The 18545-nt window shown below is 54.8% G+C and carries 13 protein-coding genes and 1 tRNA gene; 7 read left to right on the forward strand and 7 right to left on the reverse strand.

Going from position 1 to position 18545, the window contains the following annotated elements; genetic code table 11:
- Positions 1-7 precede the first annotated feature (7 nt).
- From tmk to ACR3E7_RS02735, 3 genes are read right to left on the reverse strand one after another with little or no spacing between them, the layout of a single operon-like run.
- Positions 8-616: a dTMP kinase gene (tmk, locus tag ACR3E7_RS02725; RefSeq protein WP_480503099.1), complete on the reverse strand. Its 609-nt coding sequence runs from the start codon at positions 614-616 to the stop codon at positions 8-10.
- A gap of 12 nt (positions 617-628) precedes the next feature.
- Positions 629-1795: a D-alanyl-D-alanine carboxypeptidase family protein gene (locus tag ACR3E7_RS02730; RefSeq protein ID WP_480503097.1), complete on the reverse strand. Its 1167-nt coding sequence runs from the start codon at positions 1793-1795 to the stop codon at positions 629-631.
- 20 nt (positions 1796-1815) lie between these two features.
- Positions 1816-2988: an SPOR domain-containing protein gene (locus ACR3E7_RS02735; protein WP_480503096.1), complete on the reverse strand. Its 1173-nt coding sequence runs from the start codon at positions 2986-2988 to the stop codon at positions 1816-1818.
- A gap of 204 nt (positions 2989-3192) precedes the next feature.
- On the opposite strand from ACR3E7_RS02735, the gene ACR3E7_RS02740 reads away from it, so the two are divergent.
- Positions 3193-3282, forward strand: a tRNA-Ser gene (locus ACR3E7_RS02740).
- 96 nt (positions 3283-3378) lie between these two features.
- Here ACR3E7_RS02740 and ACR3E7_RS02745 read toward each other — a convergent pair.
- Positions 3379-4320 carry a response regulator gene (locus tag ACR3E7_RS02745; RefSeq protein ID WP_480503094.1) on the reverse strand — a complete coding sequence of 314 codons (942 nt, stop codon included), beginning with the start codon at positions 4318-4320 and terminating at the stop codon, positions 3379-3381.
- A 559-nt stretch (positions 4321-4879) separates the two neighbouring features.
- Between ACR3E7_RS02745 and ACR3E7_RS02750 the strand changes: the two genes are divergently transcribed.
- Positions 4880-5629 (forward strand): acyl-homoserine-lactone synthase, encoded by a 750-nt coding sequence (locus ACR3E7_RS02750; RefSeq protein ID WP_170769308.1) that lies wholly within the window; start codon positions 4880-4882, stop codon positions 5627-5629.
- A gap of 209 nt (positions 5630-5838) precedes the next feature.
- On the forward strand, positions 5839-6972 hold the full coding sequence (locus tag ACR3E7_RS02755; protein WP_480503092.1) for a response regulator: 1134 nt from the start codon (positions 5839-5841) through the stop codon (positions 6970-6972).
- Between the two features lie 10 nt (positions 6973-6982).
- Here the strand turns inward: ACR3E7_RS02755 and ACR3E7_RS02760 are convergent, their stop codons facing one another.
- Positions 6983-8341, reverse strand: a complete 1359-nt coding sequence (locus ACR3E7_RS02760; protein WP_480503090.1) for a cytochrome P450 — start codon at positions 8339-8341, stop codon at positions 6983-6985.
- A 271-nt stretch (positions 8342-8612) separates the two neighbouring features.
- On the opposite strand from ACR3E7_RS02760, the gene ACR3E7_RS02765 reads away from it, so the two are divergent.
- The gene (locus tag ACR3E7_RS02765; RefSeq protein ID WP_170769311.1) at positions 8613-10040 is read left to right on the forward strand and encodes a sensor histidine kinase; all 1428 of its coding nucleotides are present in this window, start codon (positions 8613-8615) and stop codon (positions 10038-10040) included.
- 36 nt (positions 10041-10076) lie between these two features.
- Here the strand turns inward: ACR3E7_RS02765 and ACR3E7_RS02770 are convergent, their stop codons facing one another.
- A complete protein-coding gene (locus tag ACR3E7_RS02770; protein ID WP_480503088.1) occupies positions 10077-12578 on the reverse strand; it encodes a cadherin repeat domain-containing protein in 2502 nt (833 codons plus the stop codon).
- A 180-nt stretch (positions 12579-12758) separates the two neighbouring features.
- Between ACR3E7_RS02770 and ACR3E7_RS02775 the strand changes: the two genes are divergently transcribed.
- The 3 genes from ACR3E7_RS02775 to ACR3E7_RS02785 all read left to right on the forward strand — a co-directional run bounded on the left by ACR3E7_RS02775 (position 12759) and on the right by ACR3E7_RS02785 (position 17867).
- Positions 12759-14465, forward strand: coding sequence for an ABC transporter transmembrane domain-containing protein (locus ACR3E7_RS02775; protein ID WP_480503086.1), 1707 nt, complete (start codon positions 12759-12761; stop codon positions 14463-14465).
- Entirely contained in the window at positions 14462-16537 is a 2076-nt protein-coding gene (locus ACR3E7_RS02780) for an ABC transporter transmembrane domain-containing protein (protein ID WP_480503085.1), read from the forward strand. The genes ACR3E7_RS02775 and ACR3E7_RS02780 overlap by 4 nt, the downstream gene beginning before the upstream one ends.
- A gap of 82 nt (positions 16538-16619) precedes the next feature.
- Positions 16620-17867, forward strand: coding sequence for an HlyD family type I secretion periplasmic adaptor subunit (locus ACR3E7_RS02785; RefSeq protein ID WP_480503084.1), 1248 nt, complete (start codon positions 16620-16622; stop codon positions 17865-17867).
- 55 nt (positions 17868-17922) lie between these two features.
- Here ACR3E7_RS02785 and ACR3E7_RS02790 read toward each other — a convergent pair whose 3' ends face one another.
- Positions 17923-18453: a DUF3299 domain-containing protein gene (locus tag ACR3E7_RS02790; protein ID WP_480503083.1), complete on the reverse strand. Its 531-nt coding sequence runs from the start codon at positions 18451-18453 to the stop codon at positions 17923-17925.
- Positions 18454-18545 lie beyond the last annotated feature (92 nt).

Consider the following 18545-nt stretch of genomic DNA (forward strand, 5'->3'; position numbering starts at 1 on the left):
TCGTCCGTCACAAGGATTGCAGGACGATATCTGTCACATCGCGGGCCACACTGTCCATGTCCCGGTTGCCATCGATCACGCGAAAACGGTCCGGGAACTCATCGGCCAGCGCCAAAAACCCTGCGCGCATCTTTTGCTGCAACTCCAGGCCGAAATCCTCGAACCGTTCCTCGGTGCCTTGCCGCCCCTTGGCGCGAGAAAGGCCGATTTCGGGGTCCATGTCGATCAGCAGTGTCAGGTCGGGTTCGCGCCCGATCATCAGCTTGTGCAACTGATCCACCACAGGGCGCAGATTGCCACGTGACATGCCCTGATACATGCGCGTGCTGTCGGCGAACCGGTCGCAGATCACGACTCTTCCAGCCGCCAGCGCGGGTTCAATGGTTCGTTCCAGATGGTCGCGGCGGGCGGCAGTGAACAGCAGCAGCTCTGTCTCGGCTGACCAGCGGTCGGGATCACCTTCCAATACCAGCCTGCGGATTTCCTCGGCCCCGGCTGAACCGCCGGGTTCGCGGGTCAGAACAACGTCGCGGCCCAATCCGCGCAAGTGATCGGCCAGCATACGCGCCTGCGAGGACTTGCCCGACCCATCAATGCCTTCAAATGTCAGAAACACGCGGTGCCCTTGTCAAAATGCGTCCAGAGGGTTGCCGATCACATCGGTCAGAACGATCCCTCCGACGGTCATCATCCGAACCAGAAAACCACCCGCGGCCACATCCTGTACCGCGACCAGAGGACGCCGAATTTCGGGCAGACCTTCAGGCTTGATGACCAGTTCGGCCAGTTTCTGACCCTTGGCAATCGGAGCGTTGATCGGGCCGTCATAGACGACCTCGGCAGCCACGTTTTCGTCGCCCAGAACCGGCAGTAGGATGTTTAGATCGTCTTCGGGTACAAGGCCAACCGTCCTTTGCGCCCCCATCCAAACTTCGGCCTCGGCTATCGGCGCGTCTTTGTTGGCAACTGTCCTCTCGACAAAATTTCGAAACGACCAGTTAACCACGGACTCAGCCTCCTCTGCGCGCGTGGCGGTGCTATCCAGACCGGTGAGCACGAAGATCACCCTGCGGTCCCCCTGTTTGGCCGAGCCGACAAGGCCATAGCCTGCCTCTTGCGTGTGGCCAGTCTTCAGGCCGTCCGCGCCTATCCCCAGTTTCAGTAGCGGATTGCGGTTGCGTTTGTTTGAGGGCGCGCGGCCATCGAATTCAAACTCTTCCTCGGCGAACAGAGGATAGTATTCAGGAAAATCACTGATCAGGCGATCTGCCAGAACGGCCAGATCGTGGACTGACATCATGTGACCGGCAGCGGGCCAGCCGTTGGAATTGGCAAAGGTAGAATTGTCCATGCCCAGCTGTTTCGCGCGCTGCGTCATGTGGCGGGCAAACCCGGCCTCGGTCCCGTCGGGGCTGAGCGCCTCGGCGATCACCACGCAGGCATCGTTGCCCGACAGCACGATGATACCGCGCAGCAAATCCTCGACTGTGACGCGATCCAATGTGTTCAGGAACATGGTCGAGCCACCATAGCTCATGGCGTGTTCGGAAACGGGTAGGGTCTCATCCAACGTCAGACGTCCGTCGCGCAGGGCCTCGAAGGCCACATACAGCGTCATGAGTTTGGACATCGACGCCGGGGGCAGGGGCTGATCGGCGTCTTTGGACAAAAGGACCGTGCCGGTCGTCTGATCCATCACATAGGCCGCCCTGGCCGTCGTATCGAAAGCCTGGGCGGGCAGAGCAAACATTACCAGTCCGAGGGTCAGAACAGTTGAGCGTAGTGAGGACAGCATAGCGGCACCTCCTTTCGGGTTCAGTTTTTGACGGTGAAGGCGTCTGAAAAGCCCAGATCCTTGACATCGCGATGAATGGCATTGCGCTCGGCCCGCGTGGACGCGGGGCCAACCACCACGCGCCAGACGATCTTGTCATCGGTCTTCAATTCTCGCACCTCGGCGCTCAGACCGTTCCTGCGGATCTTGTCGGCGGCGCTTTTGGCATTGGCTTCGACCCCGAACGTACCCACCTGCACATATGGTTTTGACAGCGGGCCGGAAGCTGGGGCTTCGGCCGCCACAGGAGTCGGGTCCGAGGCTTCAATCGCCGCTGCGGCGCCCTCAATCGGGTCCAAGGGCGTTTCGGTGATTTCATCGACCTCTTTCTTCTGCCACCACTTCCGTTTTGGTGCGGCATCGGCGGGAGGTGTCACTTCGGGGTCAGTCAGAGACGGCGCAGCCGCAGCGGCTGCAGCGACCTCGGCTGTGTCGGCGGCCGTTTCGGTCGCTGTATCAACCGCCGTATCTGCGGCATCGGCGGTTGCCGCGCCAGCAGCAGCGGCAGCCCCTGCGACGGCTGCGGTTTCCTTCTTTTGCCACCATTTGCGCTTGGGTTTGTCTTCAACCGCCGCCTCGCCATCGGCTTCGACGTCAACCGCCGCGCTTTCAACCACTTCCTGCTCGGGCTCGGCGGCGGGTTCTTCCGCAGCTTCGGGTTCAGGTTCGGCTGCGACAGGCTCTACCGGTTTGCGACGCAGAGCGACAACGTCCACTCGCGTGGGCGCGCCGGCCAAAATACCCAGCTTCTCGGCGGCAGCGGAAGAAAGCTGCAACGCGGGACCAGGAAGGTTGCGTTCGCGGCGGAACAGGGCGCCTGTGGTGGACTTGTTATTTGCGGTGTTTGTTATGCGTACACGTTCGGGCTGGGTAACATCCGGGTGCGCGACCCAGATACCGCCCAATGACGGGCGTCCATCCCACAACCCGGCTTCGGTGACGTTGAAAACCTCGGGGGCTTCGACATCCTCGCGTGTGTTTCCGGTCGCATCGGGAAACAGCTCTACCGAGTCACTGCCGCGCGGACTGCTGTCCGCGTCCGAAGAAGCCTCATCCGAAGACAGCGTTTCGTCGCAACCTACAAGAACTGTAAGCGCCACAGCAAAAACCACCAACGCCCGCGGTTTTGCGCGTGTCACAATCGCTCGATCCATTATCTCATCCCTTGCCTGAAAGGGCTTGGTTCACAATGCCCCACTGCCGTTTGCCGGTTCTCAAAGGCCAGCGTGTTTCGGTCTTTTCACCGTTGATCATAACCCGAGCAAAGGAGCATGGAAAGTCTGCTGGACAGGCTTGAGCAAGTTTTCCCTATTTGCACTTGCCACCGGTTTCGCTTGGCCTTAGACCCAGCCCCACGCGGGGAGGTGGCAGAGTGGTCGAATGCGGCGGTCTTGAAAACCGTTGGGCGTGAGAGCGTCCCCAGGGTTCGAATCCCTGTCTCCCCGCCACTCATGATACATCTTGGTCGAATTGAACGACGAAAAGCCGGGCAAACCTGTGGTCAGCCCGGCCTTGCGAGATTTTTCAGTTTCAGAAGAAAGGGTTCAGCCGAACCTGACCAAAGGGCCATCCTGAATTTCTGAAAGTTCAACAGCCTTGTCGATCAGGAACAGAGCTTCCATCTTCGACGAAGCATTCAGCGAGACGTCCTCACCGACGTGGTATGATATACCCGCATTAGCCAGAAGCTCTCCGGCGTCGGTGCCAGGCAGGCGTGACAGGCGCAAGCTCAGTTCTTGCGCGTTCAGGCCCTTTTTGCGGTCGTGAATCAGAAGGAACACACCATTGCCCCAATAGGTCGCGAAGTTGCGGCCATCCTTGGAGGATGTCAGTAGCGCCTCGCCTGCAACCGCCATGATCTCGCGGAATTCGGTTGATGTGCTGAGGCCGAAGATCTCTTCGACTTCGTTGACCTTGATGGCCAGCATTTTGGACGTTCTGGCGTGCATGGTTGCCAGTTGAACCACGTAATTTTCGAACTCGGCCAGACCTATGCAGCCAGGCAGATCGCCGAAATAGAGCGGATCGCTCAGGCGGAAATTCGGATTCACCTCGGAATCGTTTTGCGCGTAGACATCCGCCTCGAGCACTTCGATCGCGGCACGCCGTTCGGCAGCCAGTCGATACGCATCCGAAAGACGCTGTTTTAGGTCGGCAAACTCGAACGGTTTGGTGACGTAGTCCGTGGCGCCAACCTCGAACGCTTCGTCGATATACTGTTTCTGCACCATGGCGGTGACCATGATAATTGGGGTAAAGCGATAATCCGGCACTTTGCGCGCTTCTTCGCACAAAGTAATACCGTTCATCTCGGGCATTTGCACATCAAGCAGCAGACAGTCGAATACCTGATCCGTTTCGGACAGGACTTTAATCGCCTCTTGACCGCTGCGCGCGGTTACCACGTCTTCATAACCGAAGGCGCCCAATACACAGATCAACAGCTCAAGAATGCTTGGGTCGTCGTCTACGGCAAGTATACGCATAACAAATCACCAGGTTTTGCCACCGAACCATCCTTTTGCTTTGCAGACTTCCGGCAAAGGACGGCAGGCGAGTGGATTTTCAGGTGCGTTCAGGCTGTCCGAGAAAAACGGCAAAAGATTGACGGGTCAGAGGCGCCTATGTGTCCGATTAATCATTTTTTCATTAAGCGCGGATTTAATGAACATTAGGATCAACATGGAATTTGCCAATCATTTCGACCGCTCGGGTAGGAACTTTCTCACCCTGTTGCAACGAAGTTGACGTGTCGTGATCGCGAAAAATTCATGTTTGCCGCTCCAAGTTCCACCCAGTTAGTTGGAAAACCCAGAAAATTCTCTTGTGTTCAAAGAGTTGTGAGCGGCTAACTGTCTGCATCTGGCGCAGGAAATCCACAAAAAAATCAAACAAAATGGCGAATAAACTAAAATTTAGCAGCCAAAAATGAAGGGTGGAGGTGATTTGGCCACACATGGGCTTCAATCATAAGGCGAACAGCACTAAGTTGTAGACTTGGTGTTCGGCATCTTGGCATAAGTGTGTCAAAAATAAGAGCAAAATATGGATCGACCACTCCAGTACGAGCAGGCCTACCCGGCGTCCAAAGTTTTTCCGGACCTTGAGCCTGCCAATGACGCTGCGGCTGCGCCCAAGCCTGCGCCGCGGCGACGGTTGTTTTCGCTCAAGCGAAGCCAGCCGTCCCGTCAGGAAAAGCTGGGTGAGATTCGTGCGACGACGATGAGTTTTCGCAACATGCATGAATATGGCACGCTGCTGTCCAAGTATCTGGAAACCCGCAAGTCGATTTTCATCGACCGCCTGAACTGGCAGATCGGGCAGGTAGATGGCATGGAGTTCGATCAATACGACACACCCGCCTGTCGCTGGGTCGTTCTGCATGAATTCGGCGAGGTTCTGGGCGGCGTGCGCCTTTTGCCGACAACCGCGCGCTGCGGGATTTACTCCTATATGTTGCGGGATGCGCAGCAGGGGAATTTGCCGGGTATGCCAACGGATGTCCTTTTTTTCGAGGCTCCAGTTGCCCCCAATGTGTGGGAGGCATCGCGGTTTTTCATCACTGACAGCGTGCCGTCCTCACGTCGTATGGCCGTGCAACAAGAGTTGTTCTATCAAATGACTGTGACAGCCGCCGAGGGTGGGGCGACGCGTATTCTTGGAATTGTACCGTCAGTCTGGGCGCGCTGGTCGCGACGGCTTGGGGTAGGGGCCGCGCCGGTTGGGGCGAAGTTCTCGATCGAAGGGACCTATAGCCAGTCGGTCTTGTTCAATATCAATCGGCAATCGCCATAGAGCGCAGTTAAGGTGCTGGAAAGCATGTTAAACACGGGGTTGGCCTGCGTGTTCCTTGTCTCTTGATGCGAGGCCAGTGGCCGGTTTTGACAAAATAAGGCCCAGAAATGAACACGTTTCGCGGCGTTTTTTACCGTTTTCGCCGCGGTTTTGTCCTAGTCGTTCAATAGGTTGGGACCGTTAAACAAGTTGAAAACGGTTTACCAGTCATGAAACACTCCAACCCGGACAGTGAACAGTTCCAGCGGAAACTGGAAATCCGCGCGTTGCAACAGACCAAGCTGCGCGTCTTGGTGGTTGATGATGAACCCAGCATTCTGGAGCTGTTGCAGGCCGCGCTGGCCGAGTTTGAGAATTGTGATATTTCAGCTGCATCCTCGGCCACTGAAGCCCTGGCGCTGATCGAAGCCACCGGAACGCCGTTTGACTGTTTCCTGCTGGATATTCAAATGCCCGGTATTAACGGAATCGAATTGCTGCGGCGTATTCGACAAATGCCCGAACATGCCGATGCGCCGGCGATCATGCTGACCGCGATGAGCGATAGAAAACATGTGGAAGAAGCGTTTCTGGAAGGCGCGTTCGACTATGTTACCAAACCGTTTGATTTCTTCGAGCTGCGCAGCCGGATGAACGCGGCGCATCTTTTGATGCAAGAACGTATCAAGGCGCGCCGCAGCTCGGCCTCGGTGCAGAGCCTTCGGGCTGAACTTGACAGTACACAGCAGTTCAGCTTTGATGATCCATTGTCAATCGACGGGCTCGAACGGTGCCTACGATATGTTGAGTTCGACAATTACATCGAACAACTTTCGCGGGGATGTCTGTACGATTCATGGGTCGTTGCCGTCAAACTTCAGGATGCTGACTTCCGGTTCGATCTTAACGATTTCAGTGCGTTCCGCCGTGCGATTTCCGATTTGGGACGCTCCATCGAAAAGACGACCAAGCTATCGCAAGCAGTGTTCTCGTACCGGGGTAGCGGCGTGTTTCTCGTCGTCGTGCATGGCCGCGAGGCCGCATCCGACCTGCCTGCCGAAGAAGAATTGAACCAGCTTTTTGGCGCGATGCTGGCGGACCGAGGTGTCTCGGGGTCGGTTCGGGCTGTCAAAGGAGCCGCTATTGCCATGCGGTCTATTTCCAAGTCAGGGGCATTCTCAGCAATGAATAACGCGATCGAAAAGGTGCAGGAACGGGAAGTGGCCCTTCGCAAGGTCGAAGCGCCCGAGGCAGAACTGCCTAGCAAATCTAACGTGGTGAAGATGGACAGGCCACGTACCAGCCTGTTCGAGACCGTTTTGCAGGAGATGTACGGCAGCCAGACCTATCTGGCCCGCAAGTAAGGCTTGGGCCTCAGGCGCGGGCCGCGTTCAACATCATGGGACCGCTGGTGCGCATGGTGAACGTCAGGACCGGCTCGGGCATCGGAGCCGATGACATCGAGAAATGAATGTCTCGCAGAACCGACGCCATCAGAACCATAATCTCGGTCTCGGCATATTGCGCGCCAATACAGATGCGAGGGCCATCACCGAAGGGGATATATTGCCCACGCGGAGGCGGAGCACCCAAAAAGCGTTGGGGTCTGTACTGATCAGGCTCTTCCCACAGCTTTTCATTGCGGTGAAGTGAATAGACCGGAAAAAACAACGCGTCACCTGGTTCGATCTTGATCCCTTTGATCTCCACTGTTTCCTCAGCATCCCGCGCAAAAAACGCAGCCGAAGGGTACAGGCGCAACGTCTCTTTGATATGCGCGCGCAACAGCGGCATGTGTTCGAGATGCGAGAATTCGATTTTGTCTTCAGGGCAGGCTGTTCGAATCTCATCCCGGATTCTGTGCTGCATCTCGGGGTAGAGCGCCAGCAGGTAGTATCCCCAAGCCATCGCATTGGCCGAAGTCTCATGCCCCGCGACAACAAAGGTCAGCAGGTTGTCGACCGTGGTTTCCAGATCTTCGAAGTCTTCCTTAAGCGCGTTGATCATCAGGTCTAGGAAATCTTGCGGCTCCTCTCGGCCTTCGGCGCGGCGCTGCTCGATCACAGTGCGTGCCAAATCGCGCATCGTAGTGACGGGGGCGGTGCTGCGCAGCCATTTGCGGCGGGGCAGCCATTTGGGCAGGCCCATCAGGTCGAACAGAGAGATATCGGAAATATAGTTAAAATAGGCGATCAAACCCACGCGGATTTGTTCGGAGCTGACCTCTTCATTGCCGGAAAAGATCACACGAGAGATATTCGTCAGCGTCGAAGCCGGTGCGACCTGCGCTATGTCCACAGGACCTTCGTTCTCAGCTAACGACGCGGCGATCTCGGAGCCAGTTTCGGCAAAGTGGCGCGACAAGACAGGCAAGTTCCGGGCCGCGAAAAGCGGCGAGTAGCGCTGTCGTTGTTTGCGCCATTTCTCACCTTCGGACAGGATCAGACCATTGCCAACGGCGGAGCCGATGATGTCTTTGGTGAACTTGGCCTTTGGAAAACGGCGGCCTTTGCCAACAAGCAATTCGGTCACCATTTCGGGGTCGCATATATAATGGATGTTCAACGGACCACGCACATAGGTCTGCTGAATCGTCTCAATCGGGATAACCTCAAGCATGTTGCGCCCGGCTGATCGGGCGAATTGCAACAACGATACGGGCTTTTCTGCCAGTCGGGCCGAAACCGGTGTCACGTCGGCCTGCCTCATTTCCTGCATACCAATTGCGGTCATGCTGCTCATCCTTCAGGTTCATTGGCCCCTGGGCAGAAACATTTAGTGTCAAAACACGCAAAGAATCAATGAAATCGTTAACTTACCGCCATGTGTTTCCGGACTGTGTCATATTAGACTCCGTCACTGATGCTGATATGAGAACAGTGACTATTAACAATACACATCGCGTTTTGAGACTATTGCCAAACTGTGAACCAATTTCGGACCAACTGCGTCCTCATTGTGCCTGTAGTTCAAGGAGAACAGTGCCACAATTGAAGACGACGTGATGACGATCACAGAAACGACACCGCCGATCGAGCTCTCGGAAGAGCCTGTCGATCAGCTGCTACAGAACATCAAGGACTACACCGCCATGAGCTTTGCGCTGCTTTGGCAGCGGCAAGCGATTTTTCTGGCGACGACCATTCTGACGGGCTTCTTCTTCGACTCGCTCAACGCGATCCTGTTCTATGGCACGATCCTGATATGCGAAGCGCAAGACCTGTATCTTGCTAAACGTGTGGCGCGCCTGCGGCGCGATGAACGGCGCGCGATTGCGATGATGGTCGCGTGGATATTGCTGAACACGATCCTAAGCGCCGCTGCCATTTGCCTCTATGCGGTGTCAGTTGCGTTCAAACAGCCGTCGGGGGGGCACTTCACCCCCTTGTTCTTCCTGTTTGCGGCCGCGCTTTTTGCGGCGATGAACAACCATCAGTTCGTCTGGGCCATGATCGTGCGGCTGGCCATGTATGGCGTGTCGTTCATGGTGATCGTCGTTACCGATATCTGGATTGAACAACCCGACCTGTCGTCGGAACTTTGGCTGCATTTCTTCACGGTCGTCTTCGTGATGTACTTTTTGATCGACTGTTCACTGGTCTTTCTTAAGCTTTATCGAAAAAATCTAGAGCAGCTTGAAAAACTAAGGGAAGAGCACGAACGTACCAAGGCGGCCTATATCGCCAAGACACAGTTCATTTCTACGGTTAGTCACGAATTGCGCACGCCGCTGACCTCTATCAAGGGATCGCTGGACCTGATCAACACAGGCGCGATGGGCGAGGTGCCTGAAAAGATGCAAAAACTTGTTGATCTGGCTGCGCGCAACAGTGAGCGGCTGGCGTCGCTGATCAATGACGTACTTGATATTCAGAAGATGGAAGCGGGTGAGATGGTCTTTCGGCAAACTGCGATTGATGTTCGTCCTCTTGTGCAAGAAGCCATTGCGGCCAATCTGGGCTATGCCAGTGCCCATAACGTAGTGATTGAAGAGAATGTCGACGGCCAAGCCGATCTGCAAATACGCGGGGATACATCGCGCCTGATTCAGGTGCTGACCAATATGATTTCGAATGCTGCCAAGTTCTCTTTCGATGGTGGCTCGATCACCGTCGGCTACAAGCAGGTTGGCGGCCGCGTGCGGATTTTTGTAAAGGATCAGGGGATCGGTATCCCCGCGGGAAGCCGAGACAAAGTTTTCGACCGCTTTTCGCAGATTGATTCATCTGATGAACGCCACGCCGGAGGTACAGGTCTTGGAATGAACATTTCCAAGGAAATCGTGGAACAGTTTGGTGGCACGATCGACTACTACAGCACACTAGGCGTCGGAACCGAATTTTTCGTAGAGTTTCCCATCCTGGAACCGCGTAACAGGCCTGCAAAAGGACATGGACTTACTGATCTGCCGAAAATCATACGATCCAACTAGGCCGTCCATTTGGATCAGCCTTGGCCCAAAATTACTTCACCAGTCGAAACGCTCATAGACTTGTGTATCTAGTGCCGAAACTTGCGGGCTGTCAGGTAGTGTCACTGTCTCGGACAGGACATCTGCTTCTTGGGCTATATCCTGAGCCTCCGGTGCCATGTCCCAAGGTTGAGAGGCCATATCAGTTTCCGCCGCGTCGGCGAGTACAGATGCATCCATTCTTTCGGACTCCGCGCCCGCTGGTTCTGATCCTCCGACAGTGAGTTGAACGGGGATTTCTATTCTGTCCACTAAGTCGGGATCGTTGCGATCAGAGATTGCGAGTTCGAGGTTGATACTACCTTCGAATCCAGCGGGTGGGGAAATTTCCAAACTCGAAAGGTCCCAGCCATCCAAATTGACCACTTCTCCATCCGATAACAATGAGGCTTCGCCACTAACGAAGAGAGTGTTTTCGGGTGCGCCGTCCAACAAAATCGTCGCGCGCTCACTGGCTTCCGCTATGTCGATTTTTAGAGCTATAGTTCCACCTTCTTCGGCTGAGAGAATTCCGCTGACCTGAATTTCGGGCGCGTCTGAACTTTCTCCTTCCGGCCGGTTGTCTGGACCTGTTTCCAAAGCGGTGGTCGGCGCGCTTTCATCGAAAGAGCGTTGGACTTCCTGATCACGGTTTTTGGCTTTTGAGTAGCTTTGACTTGCGGAATTGTTTTTTGACGCCAGACTGCTGGCGATTGCAGCCTCGGGCATGTCGGCAACAGTGATCGAGATTGTCTCGGTTCGGCTTAAACCACCTGCGTCGATCACTGATACATCGATGTCAATCGAGGCTGCTACTTCATAGTCCAAGGCGACACCAGGCTTCAGTCGCAACTGGTTGCCGACCACTTCGAACCGATCATCCGAAACTTCGAACCGGTGTATGTCATTTGCATCGGGATCAGTGAAACTCGGATACCCAACGATGGCGCCTTCGGTATTTTCTGCGACCGAAAGCTGAGCCTCTGTCAGGGTGATGTTGTCGACCAGGGCGCCGTAGCTGTCATTTTGACTTTCTGGTTCACGGAGTTCCAGCGTGTCCTGGCCAGAGCCGACCACCTGAAGCTGGAACGTTTCCCAATCGGACGATTGTGGATCCAGTTCGCCGACCAACTGTCCGTTCCAATATACTTCGACCGTGTCGGTGCCACCGGATAGGCGCTCTCGCAGGTCAATGCCCAAATCGTAAAGCTGCCCGTCTTCAGTCTCAATCGTCTGGGAAATACTGTCGACGCCCCTTGCGTGGTCCAACTCCAACAATTGGTCCCCATGTGAAGCCTTGGTCCCCCATAGATTGTCCCAGATTTCAAGGCCATGAGCGTCGGTCCATCCCCCAGAGTCGTCATTGTCGAAGCCGCGCCATCTGCCACGGTCGAGGTCGAATTCTTCAAAGCTTCCGTTTGCGACCAGATTGTCTGTTGCATTGCCAATGGACAAGTCGACCGGGGCTTCGTTGATGTCTTGGATATCCACTACGAAGGTTTCAGAAACACTCAGCCCGCCGGCGTCGATAGCTGTCACCTCAAGCTCGATCTGTTGGGTGGTCTCAAAGTCAATGTCCACCTCAGGCTTGAGGCGTAACTTTCCATCAACAACTTCGAAACGGTCGTCCGAGACTTCGAAGCTGTGGCTGTCGCTCTTGTCCGGATCAATCACCGAAATCTCTCCAACCACGGCACCGGCTGCATTTTCTGCCACAGTTGAATTGCTGAGCGAAACGCCCTCGGGCCCTTCGTTCACATCCAGCACCTCGATGGTGAAGGTTTGCGTCAAGCTGAACCCATGCGCGTTTGTGGCCGTCACGTCCACTTCGATCTGGGCTGCATCTTCATGGTCCAGCGATACTTCGGGTTTTATTCGCAGCTCTCCATCTATAGTTTCAAACCGATCGTCCGAGACGGTAAGTTCATGCGCGTCGCTGCTATTTGGATCAATGACGGTGAGGGTGCCAATCGCTGCACCAGACGCATTCTCTGCGACGGTCGCCTTGTCCAGATTTAGCGCGTCAGGCGCAAGGTCAACCTCCTGTTCTGGAGGAGGCACTGCGCTGGGACCACTGGAAACCGGGGCAGCGATTCTTGGCGGAACATCCGGAATTTCTGGAACCGTCGGTGAGCCCTCCGTGTTTGAGGTGTTGAGCTTCGAAAAAGGCTCATTGGCGGATCCTGAAAAAGAAGAGGGTGCTTCAGGTGCATTTGGAGCAGCGCGCGTTTGCACAGTTTTCTGGCCATCAATGACGGCCTGTGCTTGAGGAAGCGAGCGTTCGGCGCTGATGAAGTCGTCGCGCGCAGAAGGCATGTCTGCTTTCTCAGGTGCACCGTTTTGATGCAGCCTTTCGTCTATCGTTCCTTCGACCCGTTCCCCTGTGTGCAAAGTGCTACGGGTCGGATCCTCTTGGATCGAAACGCCGCGCGTAACGTGAGAGACGATCTCGGCTTTGTCGTTCAGTTCGGTTTGTGCGGAATTAATCTGATGCTCAAGATATTGCCCGGCTTTTTGCATTGATCTGATCCCCGTTTGTTCCCCTGATTCCGGCCCATCAGTACCATAGGTTGTTACTGCGATTGCGACTTAAGTATTTAAAAATTAAACGGAATAATCCACAGTTCTCGATCGGAGTTTACACTTCTTCAATAGGTTCAGGCCAAACCGATTGGACGAGGCAACTGGGTGAGCAATAGGATGGGACCGAGCGAATTTATCGGACGAAAACTGACGCCACGGTTGGGTGTTCCGGTTTGGGTGGCTTCCCTGTCTTTGAACGTATTGTCACTTTTGATGCCGATCTCAATCCTGTTGATTTTCGACCGGATCATTCCATTCCAATCCATGGAAACTCTGCACGTTCTGACCGGCGTTCTGCTGTTCAGTGCGGGGTTTGAGCTTGTTTTGCGACATTGCCGATCCATTCTATTGTCGACCGCCGCAGAGGATGCGGCGCGCGCCAACTACAGCCTTTTTATGAGACAGGTTCTGACGGCAAATACCCTGACCTTCGCCAAAGAGCCACCCAGCAGTTATGCCGAGCGCTACGCTGCGATTGCGCAACTTCGGGATCATTATGCGGGGCAAGGGCAAACGCTTTCGATTGATCTGCCGTTTACGCTCATGTTTGCAATCTTGATCGGATTGATTGGCGGCTGGCTCGTTCTGGTTCCATTGGGTGCTTTTGGCATCGTCCTGATTTTTGCGGCCGTAATGAAACGTGCTCAATGGAACTTGTTCCGACAGCGTAAGACGCTGGACACCCGCAGATACGCCTTTTTGTCCGAGCTTTTGTCGAACATGAAGACAATCAAGGCTAACCGGATGGAGCCGCAAATGTCGCGGCGATTTGAGATGCTTGAGGATCAGACAGTCGACATCAGCGGCCGAATGATACGTTTCGCCGGCTTCGCACAGAGTTTTGGCACCGTTTTTGCTCAGGTATCGGTGGCCGCAATGGGCTTGTTGGGCGCTTATCTGGCGATCCGAAATCAGATTGGTATCGCGGAAATGGCGGCCTGTATGCTTCTGAATGGGCGGATCGTGCAGCCGCTGACCAAATTGATGGCAATGTGGGTCCAGGCTGAAAATATCACTGTCGCCTGGTCCAGATTGAAAGAGATGAATGAGCTTGAAACGCATCTGGTCGCGACGTCTGGCGACGGGAAGCTATCGGGTGTTGTTACGGCCTCGGACGTCTCGGTCAGGCGTTTGCATGGAAACGGTGCGTCATTTTCAACGGTCAGTTTTACAGCCAGCGCCGATAGAGGCGTTTTGATCGAAGCCGAGGAAAGCTGGATGGTCGACGCTTTTTTTGATGCGCTAACGGGACAGTGCGACCTGGATCAGGGAAGCATTCTTTTCGACAAAGTGGATGCCAAAAAACGAGTTGCCTTTCGCGGCGAAAACGCGTTGGTCGCGCTGGAGAGCGAACCGGTTATCCTTTCAGGTACCTTGCTGGAAAACCTAAGTGCGTTTGGTGATCACGAACGGATCGAAAACGCCAAGACGGTTGCCGCTGCATTGGGGTTGGAACGCCGGATTTTTCGCCTTCCGCTTGGGTACAACACCCCAATGACAATTGGGTCGGCGTTCGAACGCGACCCGGTGAACCGGCAATTGATCGCATTGGTGCGCGCACTGGCTCTACAGCCTCACATCCTGCTAATGAACGAGCCGACCGCTGTGCTTGATACGGCTGAGCGACAGGCGCTGGCAGATTATCTGGCTAAGTTAGAAGTGCGACCGACGCTTATAGTGGCATCGCCCGACCCGCGTTTTAAGCAATTTGCGCCACAGGTCGTCAGGCTAAATGCAACCAAGTCACGCGACATGGCAGCGTGGGTCGCGGATACGGATCTTGAAAGGCTGACATCAGAGGCCATGCAAAAGGGGGCCGCATGACGACGCTTGAAGTAGAAAAAGCAACCGGCCTGCTGGACGCTCTGCTTTACAACCAAGGGTGCCGAAGCAGCCTAAACACGTTGCTGGAAGCACTCCCACATCAATCAGAAAGGCTAGATCAGGATGACATTCTGGATGTGCTCGACACGCTGAAAATTTCTTATACCAAAACTCGATGCCGGGAAGACACCATTGTGGACGCGGATTGCCCGGCTTTGGTTATTCCCGAAACCGGGCCGTGGTACGTCGCCTTGGGGCGTAACGGCTTGTCTTTGCGGGTGGCTGGCGCGAAAGACCACTCACCAAAACGTCGTAAGTGTTTGGTCATCCGAATTGAATCGAAGGCTTGGCGCGAAGAGGATGGTACGCCGCAAACTGTTCGTATGGCATTCCGAGTCTTTAGGCCGATGTTGCCTTGGCTTTTTCTTGCGTCATTCCTCATCAATCTATTGGGCTTGGCTGCGCCACTTTTGATCATGGCGATTTATGACAAGGTTATCCCATCGGGTTCGGTGGCAATGCTTACGTCATTGGTTGTTGCGGTCTTGGTTATCGGCCTCTCGGATATGTGTTTCCGACACGCGCGAACACGGGCATTGGCGTATATCGGCGCGCGCGGCGAACACCAACTCATGATTGCGTTGTTTCACAAACTGATGTCGCTGCCCCTGCAGCAGTTGCAGAAGTCGGATATCAGCCAACAGCTCTCTCGTTTCAGGCAATTCGAAGCCCTGCGAGACGTGTTCACAGGCCAGATCATGACCAGCTTGCTCGATTTGCCTTTCGTTTTAATTTTCTTTGCCGTCCTGACTTTTCTTGCCCCTCAGGTCGGATTGTTGACGCTTGGGCTTGTTGTTATTTTGGTGATACTCGGTTTCGTTACCATCCCCGAACAGCGGCGACTGGACAGTGCAGCCTCAGATGCGGCTGCAAAAAGTCAATCTGCAATGCAGCAGGCGATATTGCACCAGCGCATGATGAGCGACTTGGGACTGCAACAGAGATGGCTGGATCGCAGCTTGTCTTTGTCCGAAGCGGCAGAGGATGCAACGCGGCGTGCACGTGTGTTTCAGGCATTCACGCAGTCCTTGTCCCAATCGATGACAGCGTTGGCCACTGTGGGGGCCATTATTCTCAGCGCTTATGCAGCGGTGAATGGCGATCTCAGTTTTGGCGCTTTAATCGCTGTGATTGCTCTGGTGTCAAAAATTCTTGCCCCGGTACAGACATTGTGTAGTTGCTGGGCTCAAATCCTGATTTTCAGTCACAGCCGCAATCAGGCTGATCGGGTGCTTTCATTGCCAGAAGAGCTTGAACTGGGGTTGGAGCATTCTCATCGCAAAGACATTCAGGGCGCGATCCAGTTTTCTGCCGTCACTTTTCGCCCAGATCCGCTGAATGCACCGCTTCTGTCGCAGGCGAGTTTGAGCTGTGATCCCGGTGAAGTCACCTTAATCATGAGCAGTGATGCAGCCGTGCGAACGGCGGTCTTAGACCTGATGGACGGGTTGGCTACGCCTTTGGCGGGCACTGTATCTTATGATGACGTTGACTTGCGGCAAATCGCCAGGGACGAACTGCGCACTTCGGTTACTTACGCGACCTTTGAAAAAAAGCTGTTCTACGGCACGATCGCACAGAATTTTCGATTGGCGTCTGTGTCACTGAGTGATTGCCAAATCGAAACGGCCTTGTCGCAGATGGGATTGTCGCAGGACCAGGAGTTGTTGCCAGATGGTCTTGAAACTCGTCTGACCGACGCTCACCTGGCGCAGTTGCCAGATGAAACCCTCAAGGCTCTGACCCTTTCGCGTAGCATGGCGCGCCCTTCATCGGTTTATCTGTTTTCGGAACCGACCAATGGTTTGTCAGATCAGCGCCGTGCTGCCTTCAAGGAGTGGGTGCGACAGCAAAAGAGGCGGAGCACCGTTGTGATCGCAACTGCGGACCGGTCCTTCCTTTCGATCGCAGATCGCTTTGTGTTTCTAAACGGAGAGCGCGTGGTTTTGAATGACACCGGAGAGGTCGGGCGCAGAAAGTTGAAGGCCATTTTACAGGCAACGGAAAAATAAAATGAGAGAGCAGACACAACAAAATTCGACCTCCGGTCCCACGGCACGTTTAATAAATCGTCGTCGGATGCGACCTCCAAGGGTGGCCGCGTTTTTGGCGCTGACGATCTCGGGCTTTCTGGGCGTGATACTAGTTCTGGCGGGGCAAACCAACGTTCCTCAAATCACGCGGGCCCCGGGGACAATCTTGCCGTTCGGGGACTATGCTCAGATCGAAACTCTGCACGGAGGCGTGGTCAGTGCCGTTCATGTGCGCAATGGCCAAACGGTCGAGGCGGGCCAACTTTTGGTGGAATTGGACCATCCAGACCTTTCGCGTGAGCAGGACATTATGACGGGTCAGCTTTCAGCAATTATTCGTCAGACCGAAAATGCCAAAACCGTTTTGTCCATGCTAGACAGCGAGACTTTGCCAAGTGACCGCGCGCTTGATGAGATAAGGAGTAGAGGCCTGACCAATGCCGCGGCTAGGCTGGATCTGTATTCTGAAAGCCAGACGATCCATCAGGTATCGATCCAGCAGCAAGAGGGGACGCTGCGAATTTTGCAAGATGCAGCCGAACTGTCAGCAGCACGGGTCGAAAGAAAACAAGATCTTCTGGCAAGATATGCACAGCTTAGGGCACGTGGATTGAAAACCCTGAGCGACTATCTTGAAGAGGAAGATGAGGTTGAAGCGGTTCGAATTGCGGCATCGGACGCGCGGGTTCGGTTGGCCCAGGCTGAAAATGCGTTGAATTTGGCCCGCGCGTCTATGGCAGAGGAAACTCTGGCTCTGCGCGAAGAGGTATTGACGAAACTTTCTGATCTGGATCAGGAAAGGGCAGAGCTTATTGCCGCTCTCAAAATAGTGGGAGCTCAGATCGCAAGCCTGGCCATCGTGGCTCCGGCCCGCGGAGTCGTTCAAGCTGCTGCCTATCCCAATCCGGGAGAGGTCATTGCGCCAGGTGAGGTGCTGTTCGAATTGTCGCCAACACATGACGCGCTATTGGTTGAGGCACGCATTCCAAACGCGGATATCGGTCATGTGGATACCAGTCAGCCAGTGTCCGTCAGCGTTGACACATTCGATGTGCGCAGGTTCGGAAAGATCCAAGGGCGATTGCAAACTGTCTACCCCATGCCGCTTACCGATGAGAGGACCGGCGAGACCTATTTTCGCGCATCCTTTGTTTTGGCTGAAGGCAATGTGGGACGTGGACCTTATGAAAGGCCACTTCAGGCCGGGATGACGGTTGTGGCCGAGATGACGACAGGGGAGCAAACGCTGTTGTCCTACATGTTGAAACCTGTCCAGACGACTTTGGGCCGTGCTTTCAACGAAAGATAGTAGCCCGACCTGCGTGCTGCCTCATCTCGTCACGTAGGTTGAGCAGGCGATGAATTTAGTTTTCATTCGACAAAACCGCGCCACCCGTTTTGTTGCGGGATGCGGCACGCAGACGGTCCTTGAAAGTCTGGGTCGCGCTGTCTGCAACGTCAGCCCGGGTGACAATGGCGTCAGATAGAAGAAACGTGGCACGCATTGCGACAGGTCCATCCACGACAATAAATTGAGTGTTGCTCGGGGAAATCGTCAGCCGGCCAGTGACCTCTACACTTTGGTGAATGTATTCGGGCATCCAATCCGTCTCCAGTTCGACGCGGATCATCTGGTTCGGAGGCGGCGGCGGTAAATGGCTGCACATGCCTGGCCTCGGTACAAGGTATATGATTGAAGCACCGTTAGGAGCTTGAGGAGCCGGGATAGCATAGCCTTGAATTGTGGCGGCTTTACCCTCAAGATCGGGATTGCCTTGGGAACCGGCTTTCGCGCGCTGCGCGATCACATTGTCGCGCTGACTCAACAATCGGTCGATGTCGATTTTTTCAGCGGCAAGAGCATCTTCGGTTTCAAACAGATTTTGTTGCCACATCTGCCGTTCCTCGGCGGTGCCTACATCCTGTTGCAAGCGGCTGCGCAAACGCAGGACGTAAACAAGATCATCGAACTGTTCCGGGCTGAGTG

The sequence above is a fragment of the Ruegeria sp. BK1 genome (assembly GCF_056535645.1).

Bases quoted from the DNA above. Each gene is read 5' to 3' on its own strand.
- ACR3E7_RS02730 (WP_480503097.1), bottom strand. From the start codon at position 1,795: ATGCTGTCCTCACTACGCTCAACTGTTCTGACCCTCGGACTGGTAATG.
- ACR3E7_RS02735 (WP_480503096.1), bottom strand. From the start codon at position 2,988: ATGGATCGAGCGATTGTGACACGCGCAAAACCGCGGGCGTTGGTGGTT.
- ACR3E7_RS02745 (WP_480503094.1), bottom strand. From the start codon at position 4,320: ATGCGTATACTTGCCGTAGACGACGACCCAAGCATTCTTGAGCTGTTG.
- ACR3E7_RS02750 (WP_170769308.1), top strand. From the start codon at position 4,880: ATGGATCGACCACTCCAGTACGAGCAGGCCTACCCGGCGTCCAAAGTT.
- ACR3E7_RS02755 (WP_480503092.1), top strand. From the start codon at position 5,839: ATGAAACACTCCAACCCGGACAGTGAACAGTTCCAGCGGAAACTGGAA.
- ACR3E7_RS02760 (WP_480503090.1), bottom strand. From the start codon at position 8,341: ATGACCGCAATTGGTATGCAGGAAATGAGGCAGGCCGACGTGACACCG.
- ACR3E7_RS02765 (WP_170769311.1), top strand. From the start codon at position 8,613: ATGACGATCACAGAAACGACACCGCCGATCGAGCTCTCGGAAGAGCCT.
- ACR3E7_RS02770 (WP_480503088.1), bottom strand. From the start codon at position 12,578: ATGCAAAAAGCCGGGCAATATCTTGAGCATCAGATTAATTCCGCACAA.
- ACR3E7_RS02775 (WP_480503086.1), top strand. From the start codon at position 12,759: ATGGGACCGAGCGAATTTATCGGACGAAAACTGACGCCACGGTTGGGT.
- ACR3E7_RS02780 (WP_480503085.1), top strand. From the start codon at position 14,462: ATGACGACGCTTGAAGTAGAAAAAGCAACCGGCCTGCTGGACGCTCTG.
- ACR3E7_RS02790 (WP_480503083.1), bottom strand. From the start codon at position 18,453: ATGTGGCAACAAAATCTGTTTGAAACCGAAGATGCTCTTGCCGCTGAA.